Annotated in this window: 14 protein-coding genes and 2 pseudogenes; 6 read left to right on the top strand and 10 right to left on the bottom strand. The window is 70.1% G+C overall.

What is annotated here, in order from left to right; translation table 11 throughout:
• Position 1: 1 nt before the first annotated feature.
• Entirely contained in the window at positions 2-733 is a 732-nt protein-coding gene (locus ACIP4Y_RS11710; RefSeq protein ID WP_401391116.1) for a DUF2625 family protein, read from the top strand.
• Positions 734-791: 58 nt separating this feature from the next.
• Here ACIP4Y_RS11710 and ACIP4Y_RS11715 read toward each other — a convergent pair whose 3' ends face one another.
• The 5 genes and pseudogenes from ACIP4Y_RS11715 to ACIP4Y_RS11735 all read right to left on the bottom strand — a co-directional run bounded on the left by ACIP4Y_RS11715 (position 792) and on the right by ACIP4Y_RS11735 (position 7202).
• On the bottom strand, positions 792-1430 hold the full coding sequence (locus tag ACIP4Y_RS11715; RefSeq protein ID WP_401391119.1) for a DedA family protein: 639 nt from the start codon (positions 1428-1430) through the stop codon (positions 792-794).
• Between the two features lie 109 nt (positions 1431-1539).
• Entirely contained in the window at positions 1540-2925 is a 1386-nt protein-coding gene (locus tag ACIP4Y_RS11720; protein WP_401391121.1) for a glycoside hydrolase family 43 protein, read from the bottom strand.
• A 300-nt stretch (positions 2926-3225) separates the two neighbouring features.
• Positions 3226-3837 (bottom strand): annotated as a pseudogene (locus ACIP4Y_RS11725) (hypothetical protein); the annotation flags it as partial.
• A complete protein-coding gene (locus tag ACIP4Y_RS11730; RefSeq protein ID WP_401391123.1) occupies positions 3834-5588 on the bottom strand; it encodes a cellulase family glycosylhydrolase in 1755 nt (584 codons plus the stop codon). The pseudogene ACIP4Y_RS11725 and the gene ACIP4Y_RS11730, both read right to left, overlap by 4 nt.
• A gap of 102 nt (positions 5589-5690) precedes the next feature.
• The gene (locus ACIP4Y_RS11735; RefSeq protein WP_401391126.1) at positions 5691-7202 is read right to left on the bottom strand and encodes a glycoside hydrolase family 43 protein; all 1512 of its coding nucleotides are present in this window, start codon (positions 7200-7202) and stop codon (positions 5691-5693) included.
• A gap of 251 nt (positions 7203-7453) precedes the next feature.
• Between ACIP4Y_RS11735 and ACIP4Y_RS11740 the strand changes: the two genes are divergently transcribed.
• Positions 7454-8431: an asparaginase gene (locus ACIP4Y_RS11740; protein ID WP_401391128.1), complete on the top strand. Its 978-nt coding sequence runs from the start codon at positions 7454-7456 to the stop codon at positions 8429-8431.
• Positions 8432-8548: 117 nt separating this feature from the next.
• On the opposite strand, the gene ACIP4Y_RS11745 is transcribed toward ACIP4Y_RS11740, so the two are convergent.
• The 5 genes from ACIP4Y_RS11745 to ACIP4Y_RS11765 form a co-directional block, all read right to left on the bottom strand.
• Positions 8549-10321, bottom strand: coding sequence for an ABC transporter ATP-binding protein (locus ACIP4Y_RS11745; RefSeq protein ID WP_401392489.1), 1773 nt, complete (start codon positions 10319-10321; stop codon positions 8549-8551).
• 77 nt (positions 10322-10398) lie between these two features.
• Positions 10399-10836 (bottom strand): lasso peptide biosynthesis B2 protein, encoded by a 438-nt coding sequence (locus tag ACIP4Y_RS11750; RefSeq protein ID WP_401391131.1) that lies wholly within the window; start codon positions 10834-10836, stop codon positions 10399-10401.
• On the bottom strand, positions 10833-11087 hold the full coding sequence (locus ACIP4Y_RS11755) for a lasso peptide biosynthesis PqqD family chaperone (RefSeq protein WP_401391134.1): 255 nt from the start codon (positions 11085-11087) through the stop codon (positions 10833-10835). Before ACIP4Y_RS11755 ends, ACIP4Y_RS11750 begins: the two co-directional genes overlap by 4 nt.
• A 38-nt stretch (positions 11088-11125) precedes the next feature.
• Positions 11126-12976 carry a lasso peptide isopeptide bond-forming cyclase gene (locus ACIP4Y_RS11760; protein WP_401391136.1) on the bottom strand — a complete coding sequence of 617 codons (1851 nt, stop codon included), beginning with the start codon at positions 12974-12976 and terminating at the stop codon, positions 11126-11128.
• A gap of 26 nt (positions 12977-13002) precedes the next feature.
• Positions 13003-13113: a keywimysin-related RiPP gene (locus ACIP4Y_RS11765; RefSeq protein ID WP_107047813.1), complete on the bottom strand. Its 111-nt coding sequence runs from the start codon at positions 13111-13113 to the stop codon at positions 13003-13005.
• Positions 13114-13930: 817 nt separating this feature from the next.
• On the opposite strand from ACIP4Y_RS11765, the gene ACIP4Y_RS11770 reads away from it, so the two are divergent.
• The 4 genes and pseudogenes from ACIP4Y_RS11770 (at position 13931) to ACIP4Y_RS11785 (ending at position 18748) form a co-directional block, all read left to right on the top strand.
• Positions 13931-15550: an endonuclease NucS domain-containing protein gene (locus ACIP4Y_RS11770; RefSeq protein ID WP_401391141.1), complete on the top strand. Its 1620-nt coding sequence runs from the start codon at positions 13931-13933 to the stop codon at positions 15548-15550.
• 177 nt (positions 15551-15727) lie between these two features.
• Positions 15728-15784 (top strand): annotated as a pseudogene (locus ACIP4Y_RS11775) (hypothetical protein); the annotation flags it as partial.
• An 82-nt stretch (positions 15785-15866) separates the two neighbouring features.
• Positions 15867-16355: an IS5 family transposase gene (locus ACIP4Y_RS11780; RefSeq protein WP_401391144.1), complete on the top strand. Its 489-nt coding sequence runs from the start codon at positions 15867-15869 to the stop codon at positions 16353-16355.
• Positions 16356-16471: 116 nt separating this feature from the next.
• Positions 16472-18748, top strand: a complete 2277-nt coding sequence (locus ACIP4Y_RS11785; protein ID WP_401391146.1) for a DUF262 domain-containing protein — start codon at positions 16472-16474, stop codon at positions 18746-18748.
• Positions 18749-18873 lie beyond the last annotated feature (125 nt).

The following is an 18873-nucleotide window of genomic DNA, read 5'->3' on the forward strand; positions in this document are numbered from 1 at the left end:
GATGCGAGAGTTCGACGAGCTGGTGCAGGTGGACGATCCGGCCTGGCCGGAGCTCCAGCATGCGTTCGCCGGCAGCGCCGTGCCCCTGCGGGTGCTGCCCGCCGACCCCGACGAGGGCCGCCGCTGCCTGCTCCAGATGCAGGTCACCACGAGGTCGGTGCTCGGCGCGCTCACCCTGCACTGCGGGGGGCTCGTGCTGGACGACGGCTGGCTGCGGGTGTACGGCGCGGGCTGCCCGGCCGGCGGGCTGCCCAGCCTCGGCCGGGTCAACGGGTTTCCCGGCCGGTTCGACCCCCACTGGTACCCGGCGGCCGGGCTGGTCGTCGGCCATGACGTGCTCGGCGGCGTCTTCTGCCTCAACGGCGGCGATCCCGCGGGCTGCGGCCGGCCGGGCGCTCCCGGGCAGCTGACCTACTTCGCGCCCGACACCCTGGAGTGGGAGGCGCTGGACATGGGCCACTCGGCATGGATCGGCTGGCTGCTGTCCGGCGGGGCCGAGCGGTTCTACGCCGGGCTGCGCTGGCCGGGCTGGCGCGCCGAGGCGGCCGCCCTGGACCTGACCCAGGGCATCAGCGTCATCCCGTTCCTGTGGTCCAAGGAGGCCCACGAGGATCTCGCCGCCACCAGCCGACGGGCCGTACGGCTCCGGGAAGTGGTGGGTGTGTCCGCCGATTTCGCCCGCCGGCTGGGCCCGGTGGACCCCGGGTTCCTGGGTTTCCCCGGCGAGGAGTGAGGAGCCGGCGGGTCCGGCGCCTCACGGAGGCCGGGCTGCCGTGGCGCGGCCACCCGGTTCAGCGTGGGGAGTCGCGGCGCTTGCGGCGCTCCCGGAGGGCCTCCGGGAGCAGGGGCAGCAGCGACACGACGACCACCAGGGCGACCAGCGGCAGCAGATAGTCGTCGATGTGGGGCACCGAGGCGCCCAGGGTGTATCCGGCGAGCACCAGCGTCTGCGACCACAGCAACCCGCCCACCGTCTGCCAGAGGGTGAAGGTGCCGGTCGGCACGCCCAGGGCGCCGGCCACCGGGTGCAGCACCGAGCGCAGCAGCGGTACGAACCGGCCGATCACCAGCGCTTTGCCGTGGCCGTAGCGCGCCAGCAGCCGCTCGGCCCGCGTCGCCGCGGCCTTCACCCGGCCGCTGGAGGTGCGCGCGAGCAGGGCCCGGCCGCCGTGCCGCCCGATCAGATAGCCCACCTGCCCGCCCGCCACCGCCCCGACGGCCGCGCACACGAGTACCTGCCACAGCGCCAGCCGCGGCGGCTGGCCGGCGCTGCCCGCACACAGCACCCCGGCCGGGAACAGCAGCGTGTCACCGGGCAGGAAGAAGCCGACGACCAGCAGACCCGACTCGGCGAAGATCACCGCCAGCACACCCAGTGCGCCGAAGGCGGCCAGCACCGAGGCACTGTCCATCGGGTTGACGGCGATCACCGGCCGAGCCTCCTGGCCTCCTCGGGGACGTCCGCTCCCCAGCATCGCGCGCCCGGCGCACCTGTGCGCGCCGGTGACGTAGATCGGCTTCTCCAGCGCCCGGAGCGGGTCAGTAGCCGACGCGGAACGTCGCGTCCTGCCGGTCGGTGGCCGTCGTGACCGGGTCGATCCGCAGGACGTAGTCGGAGTGGCGGAGGTAGCGGGTGGGGTTGTTGTACGAGCGGAACGACGACCAGCTCGCGTCCGCCAGGCCCGCCGTACGGTGGAAGGTGGCGTCCGCCGCGAACGTCGACGTGCCGTCGTTGACGTCCAGGCGGAGTCGGTAGTCGTAGTGCCGCAGGTAGCGGGTCGGGTGGCTGACCGACCGGAAGGACACACCGCTGCTGTCGGCGAGGCCGGGAACGAGCTGCCACAGCGAGTCGGTGTACGGGTCGAACGGGTACGCGTCGATGCGGCCGGTGTAGTCGGAGTGGCGGACGTAACGGGCCGGGTAGTTGTACGACTTGAGCCGGTTCCAGCCGGGGACGCCCCACCGGGCCACGAGGTTGTCGTACTCCGTGGTGCTGATGGGTGTGATCCCGCAGTGCTTGGAGTTGACCGGCTGGGTGTAGGCCTTCTGGTCGAGCGCGGTCCATGTGCCGGAGGCGAGATCGCTGGTCTGCCAGGCGTAGAAGACGCCGTTGGGCGTGTAGGTGTCTCCCCACAGGTACCAGGCGCTGCCGTTCTGCGCCTTGACCAGGGTCGGTGCCTCCGTGCCGCCGTGCGCGACACCGGTGCTGAACTCGGTGAAGCTGCCCGGGGCGAGGCTGGTGGAGCGGGCGCCGACCAGCGTCTGGTTCTTCTTGAAGTAGAGGTAGTTGACCCCGTTCACACCCACCGCCATGTCCCCGTCGATCACGTCGTAGCCGGGATCGAAGAAGACCTGCGGGGCGGAGGCGGTGACGAAGTCGGTGGTGTAGTTCACCATGATCACGTTGTGGCCGCTGGAGTTCACGGCGGAGTAGATGAGCGCGTACTGGCCCCGCCCCGCGTCCCAGAAGGCTTCCGGCGCCCAGGCGTGCGTGTTCATGTCGTGCAGCTTCAGGCGGTGGTAGCCGGTGAAGGTCCGCAGGTCGGTGGAGTTCCACACGTGCACGTACTGGCTGACGTAGCTCCAGTCCGTGCCCTTGAGGTCGGTGGCGAGTACGACGAACGTGCCGTCCTGCTTGCGCAGGACGAACGGGTCACGCAGCCCGAGCGCGCCCTCGGTGGGGGTGACGACGGGGTTGTTCTGGTTCAGCGGCATCCAGTTGAGCGAGTCCGTGCTGACGGCCAGGTGGAGGCCGTAGTCGGTGCCGGTGCCGTTCGGCGACTCGGTGAAGTAGGCCATCGCGTACGCCGTGCCGGCGGCGTGGGCGGTTCCGGCGCCGGCGCCCAGGACACCGGTGGCGGCGAGGGGGGTGGCGGCGGCCATGCCGAGGAAGGAGCGCCGGGAGAAGTGGGGGCCGGGGGTCATGGGTGCTCCAGGGCGAGACGGGTGGTCGGTATATCGAACAGAGTTCGATTGCTCGGTCGGACCGTAGGGGTGTGATCATGCCCCCGTCAATCACTGTGCCGCTGATTCACAGGGGGCACGACCGCCTGCGCGGTGCGGAACGGGTCAGTACCCGTACCGGCTCTTCAGGTGACGCCAGACGTCCCGCAGCATCCAGGTGTCGGACTCGGTGATCCGGGTGGCGCTGCCCGCGTTCGGTCTGGACGACTTCTACGACTGGACCCCGACCGGCCAGTGCTGCTTCCTCATGACGAAGCCCTTGGTCAGCCACAGCGACTGGTCGTAGTGCCGGGCCGCACCGCCCGGGCACCTGCCGTAGCTGCCGTCCTGGTGGAAGAAACGGCCGCAGTCGGGGGCGCACTGCGGGGCGCCGCCGCCGTCGAGCACCCCGGCGTAGATGTCGACGGAGTTGTCCGTCCACTGGAGCGTCGCGCGGTCCCTGACCGTCCAGCCGACGATGGTGACCGGCACGGAGGTGTACGGCCAGGCGTTGTGCCCCTTGCCGTTCACCACCATCGCCGCCATCCACTGGGCGAACTGCTTCTTCAGCGCGGCGTGGATCCGGTCGCGCAGGGCGGCGCTCACGGGCGCGTCGGACTGCCAGCGGACGCAGTAGTTGACGCTGCCCTTGTTGGCCATGACCTGGTCCCAGCCGTAGTCGCGGAAGCCGTAGAGGTCGGGGTAGGTCGACTCGACGTGGTTCCACACCTCGCCCAGCGGCTGGACCAGAGCGGCGGGCGGATTCCACTCATCGGCCGCCTCCGCCCGGGCCGCCGCCGCACCGGCTGCCGGTGGAGGTTGCCGGCTCTCACCAGGGAACGGGGTCCCTGGTTGCCCGGACGGGGCAACCAGGGGGCGGAGCCGTGCGGTCAGGACGTCGTGCCGGTCACCGAGCTGCCGGACTTGGTCACGTGGTAGGTGACCGTGGCGCCGCTCCAGAAGTGGAAGGTGAGCGTCACCTGCGCGCTGTCGCGCAGCGCGCCCAGGAAGTCCGAGGTGAGAATGATCTTGCCATCGGGGTAGTCGGGGGAGAAGGCCCTGTTGAACTCCTGGTACGGCGTCCAGTCGGCCTGCCCGGCGTTGCTGCCGTCGGCGTACTTGGCCTCCATGGTCGCCAGCACGTCACCCCGGAACTGCGTGGGGATGGCGAAGGAACCCGTCGTACCGGAGGCGTCCGACAGCACCGGGGTGTCGTACGTGATCACGTTGATCTGCCAGGGCAGCCCGCGCGAGAAGCGGGCCTGGATCGTCGCGTTGACCCCGTAGGCGCGGTTTCCGGTCAGCCGGGTGAGCGCGCCGGCCGTGAGGGTGAGCTGGTTGCCGGAGAGGGTGTAGTCCCGGCCGGCGACGAGCGGGGTGCTGCCCTGCCACAGGCCCCGGAACGTCGTGCCGTTCGGGTTCAGCGTGAGCGTCTGGGCCGTGATCGAGCCCGACTTGCGGACGAAGACCTGGTCGGAGGAGGCGGTGCCCGAGCGGCCGGTCCAGCTCGACTTGATCCAGGCGAACAGGGCGGGGTCGCGCCACTGGAGCGTGGCGCGGTTCAGCAGGGAGAACGGGTCCCACAGGGCGGTGGTGACCCCGGCGGTGCGCGCCTGGTACCCGAGCTGCTCGAAGTACTTCAGCCCCTCACCGCGTTCGACGGCGTCGGGGTGGGTGTGGTCGGGCCAGCTGAGCAGGCCGTACTCGCCGAGGTAGACGGGGATGCCCTTGGCGGCGAACGTGTCGTGCATGCGGGCGAAGGCGTCGGTCATGTCCTGCTGGGAGGCGGCGTCGAACCGGGTGCCGCCGGCGATGTTCACGCTGAACGGGTACCAGCCGTAGTAGTGCACGGTGGCCACCAGGTTGCCGTCGTGCAGCGCGCTCATCGTGCTGGACAGCTTGTCCATCAGGTCCTGGGAGGGCGTGCAGCCCAGCGTGGGCAGCACCAGCAGCCGGTTGGCGTTCCCGCCGCCCGAGGAGCGGACGATCGTGTGGAACGACGTGTTCAGCTCGTTGAGGAACTGGCTCTTCTGGGCGTCCGTGGCGTTGTTGAACTGCGGCTCGTTGACGCTCTCGAAGAGCACCGTGCGCGGCTCGTCCCGGAACGCGGCGGAGACCTGGGTCCAGATGGCGTCGAAGCGGGCGAGCACCTTGTCGTGGTCGCCGGCCATGTTCGCGATCCACTGCCAGGAGTCGTGGTGCACGTTGAGCACGACGTACAGGCCGTCGGCGAGCGCCCAGTCGACCACCTGCTTGACGCGGGCCATGAAGGTGGCGTCGATGGTGTACGGCGCGGTGGCGGACTGGTGGTCGGTCCACGTCACCGGGATGCGGACGCTGCGGAAACCCTGCGCGCGGATGGTGTCGAACAGAGCCTTCGTGACCGGCGGGTTGCCCCAGGAGGTCTCGTCGGGAATCGCGTCCAGGGTGTTGCCCAGGTTCCAGCTGGGCTGCATCGCCGCGACGGCGTCCGTCGCGCCGGCCGGCACCCTCACCGTCGACCGCGACGGTTTCCCGTGGCCGTCGGGCGCGGCGAACGCGCTGCCGGCGGACAGCCCGAGCGTGACGAGCAGCGCCAGCAGAAGGGCCGGCAGACGGCCGGGGCCGCGGCTGCGGTGGTGCGCCGGGTGCGCTATGTCCTTCACGTGTCGTCCCTTTCGGTGGGTCGTGCGGAGGATCGGATCCGGGGCCGCGGAGCGACGAGGCACGGCAGTCCGCGACGGGTTCTGCCGGCCGTGCCGGCCGGCTCAGTCGGGGAGGGGCGCGTAGTCGAACCAGTCGAAGTGGACGGTGCCTGCCGCGGCGTACATGCCGAGGACGCGGCCGGTGAAGCCGCCGGCGACCTCCGTCGACAGGTAGCGGCCGTCGAGTTCGGCGAGCGCGGTGAACGTGCCGTCGGGCTCCTCGACACCGAGGGAGACGACGTCGGGTCCGGTGCGCGGCTCGTGCGGGAGCGGCGGATCCGTGACCGTGACGGCGAGGACCAGCGGCCCGGCGGCCGCGGGTCGCGTGGCCACGACCGTGCGCAGGTCGCCGACGCGCGCGATGACCCGCACCTCCGTACCCGACGCCTCGATCGCGTAGTGGTGCCGCTCGTCGAGACGTACGGCGAGACCGCCGCGGCCCTCCGCGGGATCGACCAGGGTGCGCGCCCGGCACGACGGGTGCTGCTGGCGCCGGCCGGTGAAGATGACGTCGGGCTCGTCCAGGGAACCGCCCCGCGCCCGGAGCGTCAGCCACCCGGGGCGCTCCTTGGTGGTGCAGTGCTCGGCGGGGCGGTCCCGCAGCGAGATCCAGTACGGCCGCAGCTCGCCGAGGTCGAAGTCGTCGCGCTGCTCCGCGGCCGGGCCGGGGACGAGCGGCCACGGGAGCGCGGGCAGGTCCAGGGCCGGCTCGCCGACGACCGGCCAGCCGTCCTCCCAGGTCACCGGGGCGAGGAAGGTCTCCCGGCCGAGCACGTGCCAGCCTGGGGTGCCGCCGCGCGGCCGTACCCCGAGCAGCACCATCCACCAGGAGCCGTCGGGAGCCTGGACCAGGTCCGCGTGACCGGTGTTCTGCACGGGACGGTCGGTGCTGCGGTGGGTGAGGACCGGGTTGGCCGGACACGGCTCGAACGGGCCGCTCGGCATGCGGCCGCGGGCGATCGACACGCCGTGGCCGCGCTCGGTGCCGCCCTCGGCGATGAGCAGGTACCAGTAGTCGCCGATCCGGTACAGGTGCGGCGCCTCCGGGGCCTTGGCGCCGGGCGTACCGGACCAGACCTGGTGCGGCGGTCCGTACGTCTCCCCGGTGGACGGGTCGATGCGGACCTGCGCCACTCCGGCGACCGTGCACCAGCAGGTGCCGTCCTCGTCCCAGGCCAGGTCGGGGTCGATGCCGGGCACGCCGGGCAGCCGGACGGGATCCGACCACGGCCCGGCGGGGTCGGTGGCGGTGACGACCAGGTTGCCGCCGCCCTCGTGCACATCGGTGACGATCAGCCAGAAACGTCCGTCGTGGTGGCGCAGGGTAGGGGCGTAGATCCCGGCGGAGGACGGCGTGTCCGCGGGCAGGCTCAGCTGGCTCGGCCGGTCCAGGGCGTTGCCGATCTGCGTCCAGTGCACCAGGTCGCGGCTGTGGAAGAGGGGTACGCCCGGGAAGTACTCGAAGCTGGAGCACGCGAGGTAATAGTCCTCGCCCACGCGGCAGATGCTGGGATCCGGGTGGAAGCCCGGGATCACGGGGTTGGCCGCGCGAGCGGTCCGGTGCGGAAGGGACACCCCTTCTGTCCTTTCGGATGAGTGTCGAAGCGCTTCACTAACCAGGGGAAGGTAACGGCGCGTTTCCTGTGGAACAAGAGCCCTGACATCAAGAAGCCTTCTACTTCCTGCGGCATTGACACGGCATCAGGGAGGTCGCAGCGTCGATGCGCTTCAACAACGGCGGTTTCTGGGTACTACGAGGGGAGCGGGTTCCGGCCCGTCGTCGGTAGCGTGGCGGTCCGCGCCGATCCCCAGGAGGTGCTCCGCCGATGTCGCAGTCCGTCACCGCAACCGCCGCCGGTGCTCCCGGCAACCCCGTTCTCGCCGAGGTCGTCCGTTCCGGATTCGTCGAAGGACGGCACCGGGGGAGCCTGGTGATGCTGGGGGCGGACGGGGCGGTGGAGTCGGCGATCGGTGAGGTGACGTCCCCGGTGTTCCCCCGTTCCGCCAACAAGCCGATGCAGGCGGCCGGCGTCCTGCGGGCCGGGCTCGACCTCGCCGGCGAGCGGCTCGCTCTGGCGGCCGGGAGCCACTCCGGGGAGCCGTTCCACCGCGACCTGGTGCGGGAGATGCTCGACGAGCACGGGCTGACCCCGGAGCACCTGCGGTGCCCGGCCTCCCTCCCGCTGGACCAGCAGGAGCAGGAGGCCTGGCTGGCGGCGGGCGGTCGGCGTGACCGCGTGGCCATGAACTGCTCCGGCAAACACGCGGCGATGCTCGCCGCCGCCGCCCTGCGGAACTGGCCGCTGGAGTCCTATCCGGACCCGGACCATCCGCTCCAGCAGGTCATCCGTACGGTGGTCGAGGAGACGGCCGGGGAGCCGGTGGCCGCCGTCGGGGTGGACGGCTGCGGGGCGCCGCTGATGGCGATCAGCCTCACCGGACTCGCCCGCGCCTTCCGCTGCTTCGTACGCGCCGCCCCCGGCAGCCCGGAACGACGCGTCGCCGATGCCATGCGCGCCCACCCCGCGTACGTCGCGGGTACCCGCCGCCACGACACCTGGCTCATGCGGGAGGTGCCGGGCCTCCTGTCGAAGGTGGGCGCCGAAGCCGTCCAGGCCGTCGCACTGCCCGACGGCCGTGCCCTCGCCCTCAAGGTCGACGACGGCGGCGCCCGCGCCCTCGGCCCGGTCCTCGCCCGCGCCCTGCGCCTCCTCGGCGTGACGGCCCCGGTCGTGGAGCGCGTCGGCCGGGCCCCGGTCCTGGGCGGGGGCCGGGAAGTGGGAGAGGTGCGCGCGGTGTTCTGACCCCGGCTGCCTCTTCTGCGGCCCGCCTCGGCGTCGACCGGTGGCGGTGTCGTAGCCGGTGATCGCTGCCGGGAAGGAGCCCGGCTTCGTCGGCGGGTACCGACGCCAGGAAATCCCTCAGCCGTCCGCCCGCCCCCGCTTGCCGGTCTTGGCCTCCCCGCCCGTCCGGAGCATCTGGCTCGCGGCCAGCTCGCGGTAGAGGTCATTGCCGGCCAGCAACTCCTCGTGACGTCCGCCGGCGGTCGTGCGGCCGTCCTGGAGCACCACGACGTGGTCGGCGTGCTGCACAGTGGACAGCCGGTGGGCGATGACCAGCAGGGCGCACTCCTGGGCGATGTCCTTCATGACGGTGGTGAGCGCCGCTTCGTTGATCGCGTCGAGGTGGGAGGTGGGTTCGTCCAGGAGGAGCAGCGAGGGGCGGGCCAGCAAGGCGCGGGCCAGGGCCACGCGTTGACGTTCGCCGCCGGAGAGGTTGCTGCCGCGTTCACCGATGACGGCGGCCAGGCCCCCGGGCAGCCGGTCGACGACCTCTTCGAGCCGGGCCAGTTCGACGACACGCCGGATCTCCGCGTCCGTGGCGTCGGGCACGGCGTAGGTGATGTTGTCGCGCAGGGTGCCGTGGACGACATGGGTGGTCTGGTCGACCACGGCGATGCCTCGGCGGCAGGCGTCGCGAGTGAGTTCGGTCGCGGGCCGCCCATCGAAGAGCAAGGTGCCCGCGTCCGGCTCGTAGAACCTCGCGATCAGGGCGAACACCGTGCTCTTGCCGGCGCCGGACCGGCCCACCAGGGCCACGTGCCGGCGCTCCGGGACAGTGAACGAGACACCGCGGAGGACCGGTCGCTCCGGGTCGTAGCCGAAGTGGACGTCGCAGAGGGCGAGGACGGGCTGTCCGCGGGTGCCGGACGGTCCGGCCGGCCGCGGTGTGGACGGGAGGTCCTTCGGGTTCCGGGGTGCAGTGGGCTCCACTGGAAGGTGGAGTGCCTCGTCGATGCGCTGGTAGGCGCCCATCCCGCGTTGGACGAGCCCGACGGCGCGGAAGACCGAGGACAGCGGCAGGACGAGGTACGAGGCGTACAGGAGGAACGCGACGAGATCACCGAGGGAGCCGGCACGACCCCCTGCGCGCAGGCCGCCGACGACCAGGACGATGAGGAAGGAGCCCTGGACGGCGAGTTCGACGGCGGAACTCATCACGGAGGCGAGCTTCGCGGTGCGCACCCCCGCCCCGTAGGCCGCGTCCACGCGCGCGCCGATGCCGGCCGCCTCGCGCTCCTCGGCGCGGTGCACACGCACCATCGGCAGGGCGCCCAGGGCGCGTTCCATGTCGGCGGCGACCGCACCGACCGAGCCCTGCATGTGCTCGGACGCGTTCCTGATGCCCGTGAGCAGCGAGGCGACCACCACGGCCGCCGCTGCCACGGTCACGGCGACCAGGAGCAGCAGCAGGAGGTCCAGCCACGCCATGAGGGCGATCGCCCCGGCGGCGACCAGGCTTCCCGTCACGAGGTCGACCAGGGCCTGCGAGACGACCTCCCGCAGCAAGGTGGTGTCGGCCGTCACCCGGGAGATGAGGTCGCCGCCCCGGTGGCGGTCGTATTCCCTCATCTCCAGTCGGAGCAGCCGGCCCACCAGCCCGTGCCGGAGCTGCCGTACGACGCCTTCGCCCATCCGTTCCAGAAGGAAGCGCCCCGCTGCGCCCGTCGCCGCCTCGACGACGAACAGCGCACCCAGGAGCACCAGCAGCGGCCAGACGACCTGTCCGCGGCCGCTCGCGTCCACGACGTGCTTGGCGACGAGGGGCTGGGCCAGTCCCAGGGCGGACCCCACGAGGGTCAGTACGCTGGCGACGGCGATGGCGCTCCGATGCCCGGCGGTGAGCCGGTACATCGTCGCCACCGCCGCCAGGGTGGACCTGTCGGCTCCGGCGACCGCGGCCGGGCCGCCGTGCGGGACCGTCGCGCCGGTCACCGGTCGGTAGGCCCTGGCAGCGGATCGACGGCCACCAGCCGGGCGAAGTAGCCCTGTGGGACGCCCTCGCCGACGGGAGCGCCTTCAGCCTCGATCCAGGCGTGCGCGGTGAAGGGCGGGGTGACCCGTACGCCGGTGCACCAGGTCGGCCAGGTTCCGCCGAGCCGGCACAGCAGTGCCGCTCCCAGGGAGCGCGGCAGGCACCCCTTCGGTCCGGCGCAGCGGAGGCTGGCGGCGCACATGGCGTCGCGCGCGCTCTGGGCCTGCGCGGTGGTCGCCGGCGCGGCACCGTGCCGCAGGACGCCGAGCACCCTGCGGATGTGGCGGGGCGGCAGCAGGGCGAGGACGATGGCCGGGAGCAGGACGAGGCGGGCGGTCAGGCGTCGGGCCAGGGGCACACCGGTGGGCCGCTCCAGCGCGCTGGGTGTCGTCATGAGGCGAGCCCCGAGTCGCGCAGCTCCCGCACGAGCGTCTCGACGTCCTGCAGGGCCTGGGCCTGGTCGATGTGGAACTCCCGGACCAGGGCGGCGGCCGCGTCCGCCTCCTCGCCGCCGTCCAGCAGCGTCCGTACCACCAAGGTGGCCGTTGGGTTCAACTCCCAGTACGCACCAGCCTGTTCGTCCAGCAGCACGGTGCCGTAGTCGGTCTCGGCCGCGGAGACGTTGTCGCCGAAGCGCAGGGGCATGTGAGCACCTTTCTGACGTGATGCGAAAGGGGATCCGGTCAGGGCTGTGGGACACGGGTGCGGCCGCGGGCAAGCCCGCGCAGCCACACCTCCGCGGCGATCGTGGAGTAGAGGATGGCGTCGGAGAGCCCCGGGGAGGCCGGCCGCCGCGCGAGGCGGCGCAGCTCGGCGCCGTCCACCAGGCCCAGTTCCGCCAGCCGTGAGTCCTCCCACAGGGTCAGCAGGTCGGCGCGGTGTTCACGCAGTCCGTTGGAGGCGTCCATGGAGGCCGCGGCCTTGTTGCTGCGTCGCAGGCACTGCTCGGGCACGATCCCGCGCATCGCGGCACCCAGGACGGGCTTGTACCGCCAGGGCGTGACGCGCTCACTCGGCCTTACGGCGAGACACGCCTCGATGACGCGGTCGTCGAGGAAGGGAGAGGCCATCGGCAGGCCGGCGCGGGCCGCCATCCGGTCCCACTGCCGGATGACGCGGCTGCACGAGCGGATCTGCTCCAGGTCGGTGTGGAGCCCGCGGTCCGGATGCAGCGGAGAGGCCGTCGCCGCGGCATCCAGCAGTGCCCGGCGGGCCATCCGCTCGGCCTCGGGGGTCACCCAGTCGAACAGACGCGGGGCCATGCCCCAGCCGAGACCCGTCGCGACGGACGGGGGCAACGGGCCACGCAGGCCACCGGCGGCGTCGGCGAGCCACTTCCCGTACGGCCGGACGTCGGCGAGAGCGCGGAGCGTGCCGCCGAGCGGCCATTGCCACAGCGCCCGGAATCCGCGCAGCTGTCGCAGGGCGAACAGCGGACGGGTGCGCAGCAGCCTGTGGTAGTACGCCTCGGAGCACCACGCCACGTGGTCGCCGCCGATCCCGGTCAGGTGCAACCGGCTGCCGCGTGCGGCGAGACCGGGCAGATGGTGCAGGACCCGGGAGCGGTCCATGACGCCGATGGTCGGTTCGTCGAGTAGATCGTCGATTCCGAGCAGGTCCTCGTAGACCAGAGGCGAGGCGTCGGCGTCCCAGACCACGTGCTCGACGTCGGGCAAGTACGCCATCGCCCGCAGCGCCCAGGACAGGTCGGTGTCGGCCGGATCCCGCCCCGGCCACGTACTGGCCACCACGCGGGCCGGAGAGCGGTCGGCCAGGAAGCAGACCGAGGTGGAGTCCAGACCACCGGAGAGGTCACAGCTCACCACGCCGCCCTGACGGGTGCGGGCGCCGACGGCCTCCTCCAGTGCCGTTCGGATCAGGGGCGCCGCCGCGGCGAGCGGCCGGTCCGGCTCCGGCGGTGTCCACCACCGGGTGTGTCGTACGGTCCGCCCGTCCGCGGCGACGACCACGGCGTCCTGCGGAGGGACGGCGGTGACCGCACGCCACATCGACGTCTCGAACAGCGGGTACGGGGCGGGCCACAGCAGCCTTACGGCCAGTTCCTCCACGTCGGGATCCAGACCCAGGACGGCGGCGAGCGTGTCGGCGCGGGTCGCGGCCACCCGCACGCCGGCGATCTCCGCGTGGAAGACGAGCCGCAGTCCGGAGGCGGTGCCCTGCACCCTGATCCGTCCGTCGAGGGCGCCGACGAGGTGGAAACTGCCGGGAAGGGAGCGGGCCAGCCCGTCGAGCTCCGCGAGATCACGCAACCGTGCGGCCCGGCGCCGCAGTTCGTCGGCGTCGATCGGGCAGCAGCCGATGACGGCGAGGGAGGCTCCGCCGACGCCCGCCGTGACGACCTCGCCGTCGTGCCAGTGGCCGACCAGCCAGGGCCGGCCCGACGCGTGCGTGAGGGTCCGGCTTCCGGGGTGGGCGAAGGAGCGGGCCGCGGCGGCCGCGTCCGCACGGTCCGTGAAGACCGCGAAGTGCGCGTCGCCGGGGCCCGTCCCCGCACTGCCGTGCAGTTCAGTCATGACGTCGGGTCAAGGACCGTCGGTCGTCAGTTCTTGCTCAGGATCAGCCGGTCGTTGCCGGAGCGCTGAAGGAGCCCCGTCTCCTTCCGGAAGGTGCCGAGCCGGACGAGCGTCGGTGCCTCGTATGCCTTCTTCATGACCACTCCTCACGTGCAGGTTCCGCGCCGTCTCCCTGACCGACGGCCCAGGGGACTGGCCCATGAGCTGTCGGTCGGCACCGGGCTCATCGGGAGCCCGGGCCGGGAAGCGGACGCATCAATAGCTAGCTGCAGAGCGCGAGATGAAGGCAAGAGCCCCTACAAAGCTCGTATGATATGCAAAATCCGAATCTCCCGAGTTGTGCGCCCGCTCTCGTTCTGGTGGCCGACGGCGGAGGATTGTTGCGCGACCTGGACGCACACGTGCTTGAATGAACGTTTTGACGTGCGTCCCGGCACCTGTTCGCCGCACCTGTCAGGACGCGTCCGGCGGCGGCCACGGGTGGGCGCCGCCGGGGCGCGCATCGCCCCCTCGACATACACCCCCGGCGCCTCTGCGCGGCGGTCGCCCGGTCCTTGGTCCTCGTCCCGGGCGGCCTTGTCGTTCGTTCGGACCGAGATGCCCGGCCTAGAAGAAGCCGAGTTTCCTGGGGGAGTAGCTGCAGAGAATGTTCTTCGTCCGCTGGTAGTACACGCTCGCCGTCGCCTCTGACCTGCGGCAAGGGGCGGAATCGTCTGCTTCTGAGCCGAGTTGGTCCGCACCTGGTCCGGATCTTGGTGCATGATCTGTGGTGTTGGCGTGCGAGTCCTGCGGTACGACACGGCGCAGGCTGTAGAGACCGTCCAGGGGCGTCTATGCCAGTAACGAGTAGCCCGAGATGCGGTCGTGCTCGGCACGGGACCGAAGGGTGCAGGGAACTTGCCAACTGTGCCCCACCCCAGGGCCCTTGTCAGTGCTTCGGTCTAGCCTTCGGCCATGCGACCGCCTCTCGAAAACGTTCTCCGCAATGCGCTCGTACAGAACCTAGAGCTGATCGAGCCGGGGCTCCGGCCGGTTCAGTTCGAGGAGTACCCGCTGCCCAACGCACACGGCACCAGGGGCAGCATCGACATCCTGGCCCGTGATCGCCATCAGATGTGGGTGGTCATCGAGCTGAAGCGGTCCCGGTCCAGCGCGCGGCAAGCCCTGCACGAGGTCAACAAGTACACAGAGCTTCTCTGCCGGGAGAAGAACCTCGCGCCGGACCGCATTCGTGCGGTGATCGTCGCCATGCCGGATGACTGGGAGGAACTCCTGATCGCCGTCAGTCATGCCGCGCGTGACTGGAGTCATGATCTTCGCGGATACCGACTGCTCTTGAACAACAACGGCACCCTCATCGGGACTGAGCGGGTGGAGCTCCTGCCCCGGGCGTTTGAACCCCGCATCACCCCCATCCACAACCTGTTCTTCTTCGCCACGGAGGAACAGCGGGAGCAGGGCTGGAGGATCATCAGCAAGGTCGCGGACGAGCTGGGGGCGCTCGACCTGTTGGCGGCGGATCTGGACCGCGTAGCGGAGAAGCACTACATCCCTGCGCCTTTCGGCCTGTACCTGGCGATCGGCCGAGTGAACGAGGAACTCGCCGCAGTGGGTCTCCTGGGTGGTTACGACGGGCCTGAGCCGTTGGCTGACGAGCACCAGGCGGAGTACCTGGCCCTTTGCGAGATCTGCAACCGTCTTGCGCGCAGCAAGCTGCACGGAATGAACATGGAGTCCGCACGGCCAGGGCTGTTGAAGAACCTCCGTGACGACCCCAACTGGGCCATTCAAGGCTTCCGAGGTACTGGCGCCTACGACGTCACAGCCGCCTTCGAAGAGCAGGACCTGTTCCGCTTCCTTACCGGGGACGAACGAGGAGACAGTCAGATCCTGTACACGGGCACCGCCAGCCCGCAGGTAGCCAGCCGTTGGAAGGCGTTCCGGCAGGAGGCTCGGCAGAGCCTGGCCGGCAACCACGAGTGGGATTCGCTGGTGGCCGGTTGGCTCGACGAAGTGGGCCCGAAGGTTGATGAGGGAGACGTCGGACTGCACGTCTACAACCCCTGTGACCTCCTGCAAACAATCACCCATGGGTGGCCAGACAGCCTGGAGAATCTCCTGCCCATGGTCATGGGCGAAGCCGTACCCCGCCACGGCCTACGCCACTCGGTACGTGGCGCCCTGTGTTGGAACGGCCGAGGCATGTCGTTGCCCGATGCGGTACGGCTCGTGTACCGCGATCCGCTGTTCCTGATGAGCAACATGTACGCGGGAGCCGTGTGGGAGCGTGACCGAGAGCTCTTGGATCTCCTGGGGCTGCACTACGTGCTCCTGGAGAAGATCGGACCCGTTGGGTCCGAGGCGACAGTGGCCGAAGAGCACCGCATCTGGATACATCAAGATCAGGGTGCTCGCGTCTACTCCTCGGACACGGATCCTCGCGGGTACGCACAGGCGTACGCAACCATTGCGGCTGATGGCGAGATCGTCTCGATCGGGCAGTACCTCAACAGGCATTCCCAAGAGGTGGAGCTGGTGGCTCGGGAGTACCGCGCCTTCACTCATGTCGTTTAGGACGTCGTTTCTGATGGCGTGATCGTTCATTGAGCAGTGCATGGCGGATCTGGTTGAGCGGTTGGTTCCGGGCGAGTTGTGGGTGTTGTTCCGGCGGGTGGTCCCACCGACGGAGGTCATACGTCCGTAGGGCGGCGTCGGGCTGGTGACGGCGAATACCTGGCGGCGATCATCTTCGTGGCCGCCCCGGGCTGCACCTGGCGGCAGCTGCCGCCTGTGTTCGGGCCACCCTGCCCCACCGTCTACCGGCGCTTCGCCCGGTGGAGCCAGGCCCGGGTGTGGGCCAGGCTCCACCGGGTCGTCCTCGACGCACTCGGTGCGCAGGGCGAGCTGGACTGGTCGCGGTGCGCGATCGATTCGGTCAGCGTCCGGGCGGCAAAAAAGGGGGCCCTTAACCCGACCGAATCCGACCGACCGCGGCAAGAGCGGATCGAAAATCCACCTCACCACCGACCGGAACGGCGTGCCGCTGTCGCTGGGCATCTCCGGCGCGAACATGCATGACAGTCTCGGCCTGCAGCCACTCGTGCGCGGGGTCCCACCCGTCCGCTCCCACCGCGGGCCGCGCCGCCGGCGCCCTGCCAAGCTCCATGCCGACAAGGGTTACGACTACGACCACCTGCGGAAATGGCTTCGCGAACGTCGCATCCGTCACCGCATCGCACGCAAGGGCATCGAGTTCTCCACCCGGCTCGCCCGACACCGCTGGGTCGTCGAACGGACGGTGTCCTGGCTGGCCAGCTGCCGCCGCCTGCACCGCCGCTACGAACTGCGGTCGGCCATCGGCACCTCAACTTTGCTGTAACAAGGGCAACTCACGTGGTAAGTCTCTGATGTTGTTCACTTTCTCTGTTTGTCTCAGTCGCTGAAGCAACCGAAGCATCCGCCCTGACTGACCCGCTGACGTGAGGAGCCCGGACCGTGCCACCCACCCTCTACCGCGACACGGGTTATACCCTTCGGCACCTGATAGAGGACATCGAGGGTGGAAGGATCGGGCTTCCCGATATTCAGCGGCCGTTCGTCTGGTCCGCGACGAAGACCCGCGATCTCTTCGACTCGATGTACCGCGGCTACCCGATCGGCACCCTGATGTTCTGGGAGACCGGAGCCGAGGCGGGGACCCGGCAGATCGGGACGGGCACGGGCGACCGGGCGCCCCAACGGCTGGTCGTGGACGGGCAGCAGCGGCTCACCGCATTGTTCGCCGTACTCACCGGGCGCAAGGTCGTCAACAAGTCCTTCGATGAGGTCACACTGCGGATCGCCTTCCACCCGCAGGACCAGACGTTCGAGGTCACGGACGCGGCAATCGAGCGAGACACCGCCTACATCCCGGACATCACCAAGCTCTGGGCCCCGGGCGGCCACCGTGGCGCCGTCCGGGAGTTCTTCCACCGGCTCGAACAGGCCGCAGGCGAGCCCCTGCCGACCACGACGAGGGACGAGCTGGAAGAGCGGATTGACCGTGTTCGGGGCCTGCACGACTTCCGTTTCCAGGTGGTGGAGTTGGACGCCGCAGCCGACGAGGAGCAGGTCGCGGAGATCTTCGTCCGTATCAACTTCCAGGGAGTGAAGCTCAACCAGTCCGACTTCATCCTCACCTTGATGTCGGTGCACTGGGAGAAGGGCCGACGTCAACTGGAGGACTTCTGCCGGGCCGCGGTGGTCGCGGGACTTCCCGGACCGAACCCGCGCAACCCGTTCCTGGACCCCAGCCCGGACCAGCTCCTGCGCGTCGCTGTCGCCGTGGCCTTCCGGCGTGCCCGACTCCAGCACGTCTACAACGTGCTGCGAGGCAAGGACTTTGAGACCGGAAAGGTCTCCGCCGAGCGGCGTCAGGAACAGTTCGAACGGCTGGCGCAGGCGCACACGCAGGTCCTCGATCTGACCAGCTGGCACGAGTTCTTCCAGTGCATCACCGCGGCCGGCTTCCGTAGCCGCAAGATGATCACCTCTGACACCGCCCTGCTGTACAGCTACGCGCTGTGGCTGATCGGACTGCACGACTTCGGGCTGTCGGCGGAAGAACTCCGTCCGGTCATCGCGCGCTGGTTCTTCATGGTGCACACGACCGGTCGTTATTCCAACTCCCCCGAGTCGCAGATGGAGTTTGATCTGGGACGGATCGGTGGCCTGCCGCAGGGTGACGGCCAGGCGTTCGTCGCAGAACTCGCCCGGATCATCTCCGCACACTTCACCGGTGACTACTGGGACATCTCGCTGCCGAACAGGCTTGACAGCTCGTCGTCGTACTCCCCGGTGGTGTTCGCCTACCAGGCTGCGTTGAACATCCTGGACGCCGAGTTGCTCTGCGGCGACCAGCACATCCGCGACCTGATGGATCCGGCGGCCAGGCCCGCCCGGAAGGTTCCCCGGGACCGTCTGTTCTGCTCCGAGACCCTCGAGCGTCTTGGTATCACAGACAAACGCCAAGTCAACGCCATCGCCAACATGGCATATGTGTCGTGGCCGGTAAGCGAGAAGGGCAACACCGACGCTCCTCACGTCTACTGGCCGAGGATCACCGAGGCGATGGACCCGGAGGTGGTCAGGCGGCAGGCCCTGTGGCACGCGCTGCCGGTCGGCTGGGAGCAGCTCGACTACTCGGCCTTCCTGGAACGACGCCGCCAGCTGATCGCCCAAGTGGTACGGGAAGCGTTCGAGGCGCTCAGCGCGGACCGTCCGGCGTACGTGCCCACCTCGGCGGCCGATCTGATCGCCGCCGGTGAGTCCCAGAGCACCGAGTTCAAGGCGAGTGCCCGCTGGAACGTGCACACCGGTGGGTACGACAAGTCCCTGCAGAACAATCTCGTCAAGACGGTCTGCGGCTTCCTCAACGGGGAGGGTGGCAACCTGTTCGTCGGCGTCGGTGACGACGGGACCGTACTAGGAATCGAGAACGATCTGTCCACCCTGCCGAAGCAGGCCGACCCCGATGGCTACGAACTGTTCGTACGCCAGGTTCTCGATGACAACCTGTCGGCCCCGACCGCGACCACCGTGCGCATCAGTTTTCCCGAGGTTGCGGGCCGTGTCGTCTGCCGGGTCAGCGTAGCCGCGGCCGGCAAGGCCGTCTTCGCCAGGCCCGCCAAAGGCGGCAGCGCGGCCACCGACTTCTGGGTTCGGGTCGGTAACGCCACCAAGCAGCTACATGGTGAGGGTCTCCTGCGGTACCGGGAGGAGCACTGGGGATGATCGTCCGCGACAGGGACCGGTCGCCGTGGACGTCACCGCCTCCGAACCGCTGCTCGCACAGGCCGGGCCAGCCCTGAAAGGGCAGTCTCCTTCAGAGCCGTCGTTCATCCGCCGGCGGCACCTCG

This window comes from Streptomyces sp. NPDC088810 (genome assembly GCF_044750305.1).
GTDB lineage: Bacteria > Actinomycetota > Actinomycetes > Streptomycetales > Streptomycetaceae > Streptomyces.

Excerpts from the sequence above, each read along its gene's own strand:
- ACIP4Y_RS11710 (WP_401391116.1), top strand. The coding sequence starts at position 2 with ATGCGAGAGTTCGACGAGCTGGTGCAGGTGGACGATCCGGCCTGGCCG.
- ACIP4Y_RS11720 (WP_401391121.1), bottom strand. The coding sequence starts at position 2,925 with ATGACCCCCGGCCCCCACTTCTCCCGGCGCTCCTTCCTCGGCATGGCC.
- ACIP4Y_RS11740 (WP_401391128.1), top strand. The coding sequence starts at position 7,454 with ATGTCGCAGTCCGTCACCGCAACCGCCGCCGGTGCTCCCGGCAACCCC.
- ACIP4Y_RS11745 (WP_401392489.1), bottom strand. The coding sequence starts at position 10,321 with ATGTACCGGCTCACCGCCGGGCATCGGAGCGCCATCGCCGTCGCCAGC.
- ACIP4Y_RS11750 (WP_401391131.1), bottom strand. The coding sequence starts at position 10,836 with ATGACGACACCCAGCGCGCTGGAGCGGCCCACCGGTGTGCCCCTGGCC.
- ACIP4Y_RS11755 (WP_401391134.1), bottom strand. The coding sequence starts at position 11,087 with ATGCCCCTGCGCTTCGGCGACAACGTCTCCGCGGCCGAGACCGACTAC.
- ACIP4Y_RS11760 (WP_401391136.1), bottom strand. The coding sequence starts at position 12,976 with ATGACTGAACTGCACGGCAGTGCGGGGACGGGCCCCGGCGACGCGCAC.
- ACIP4Y_RS11765 (WP_107047813.1), bottom strand. The coding sequence starts at position 13,113 with ATGAAGAAGGCATACGAGGCACCGACGCTCGTCCGGCTCGGCACCTTC.
- ACIP4Y_RS11770 (WP_401391141.1), top strand. The coding sequence starts at position 13,931 with ATGCGACCGCCTCTCGAAAACGTTCTCCGCAATGCGCTCGTACAGAAC.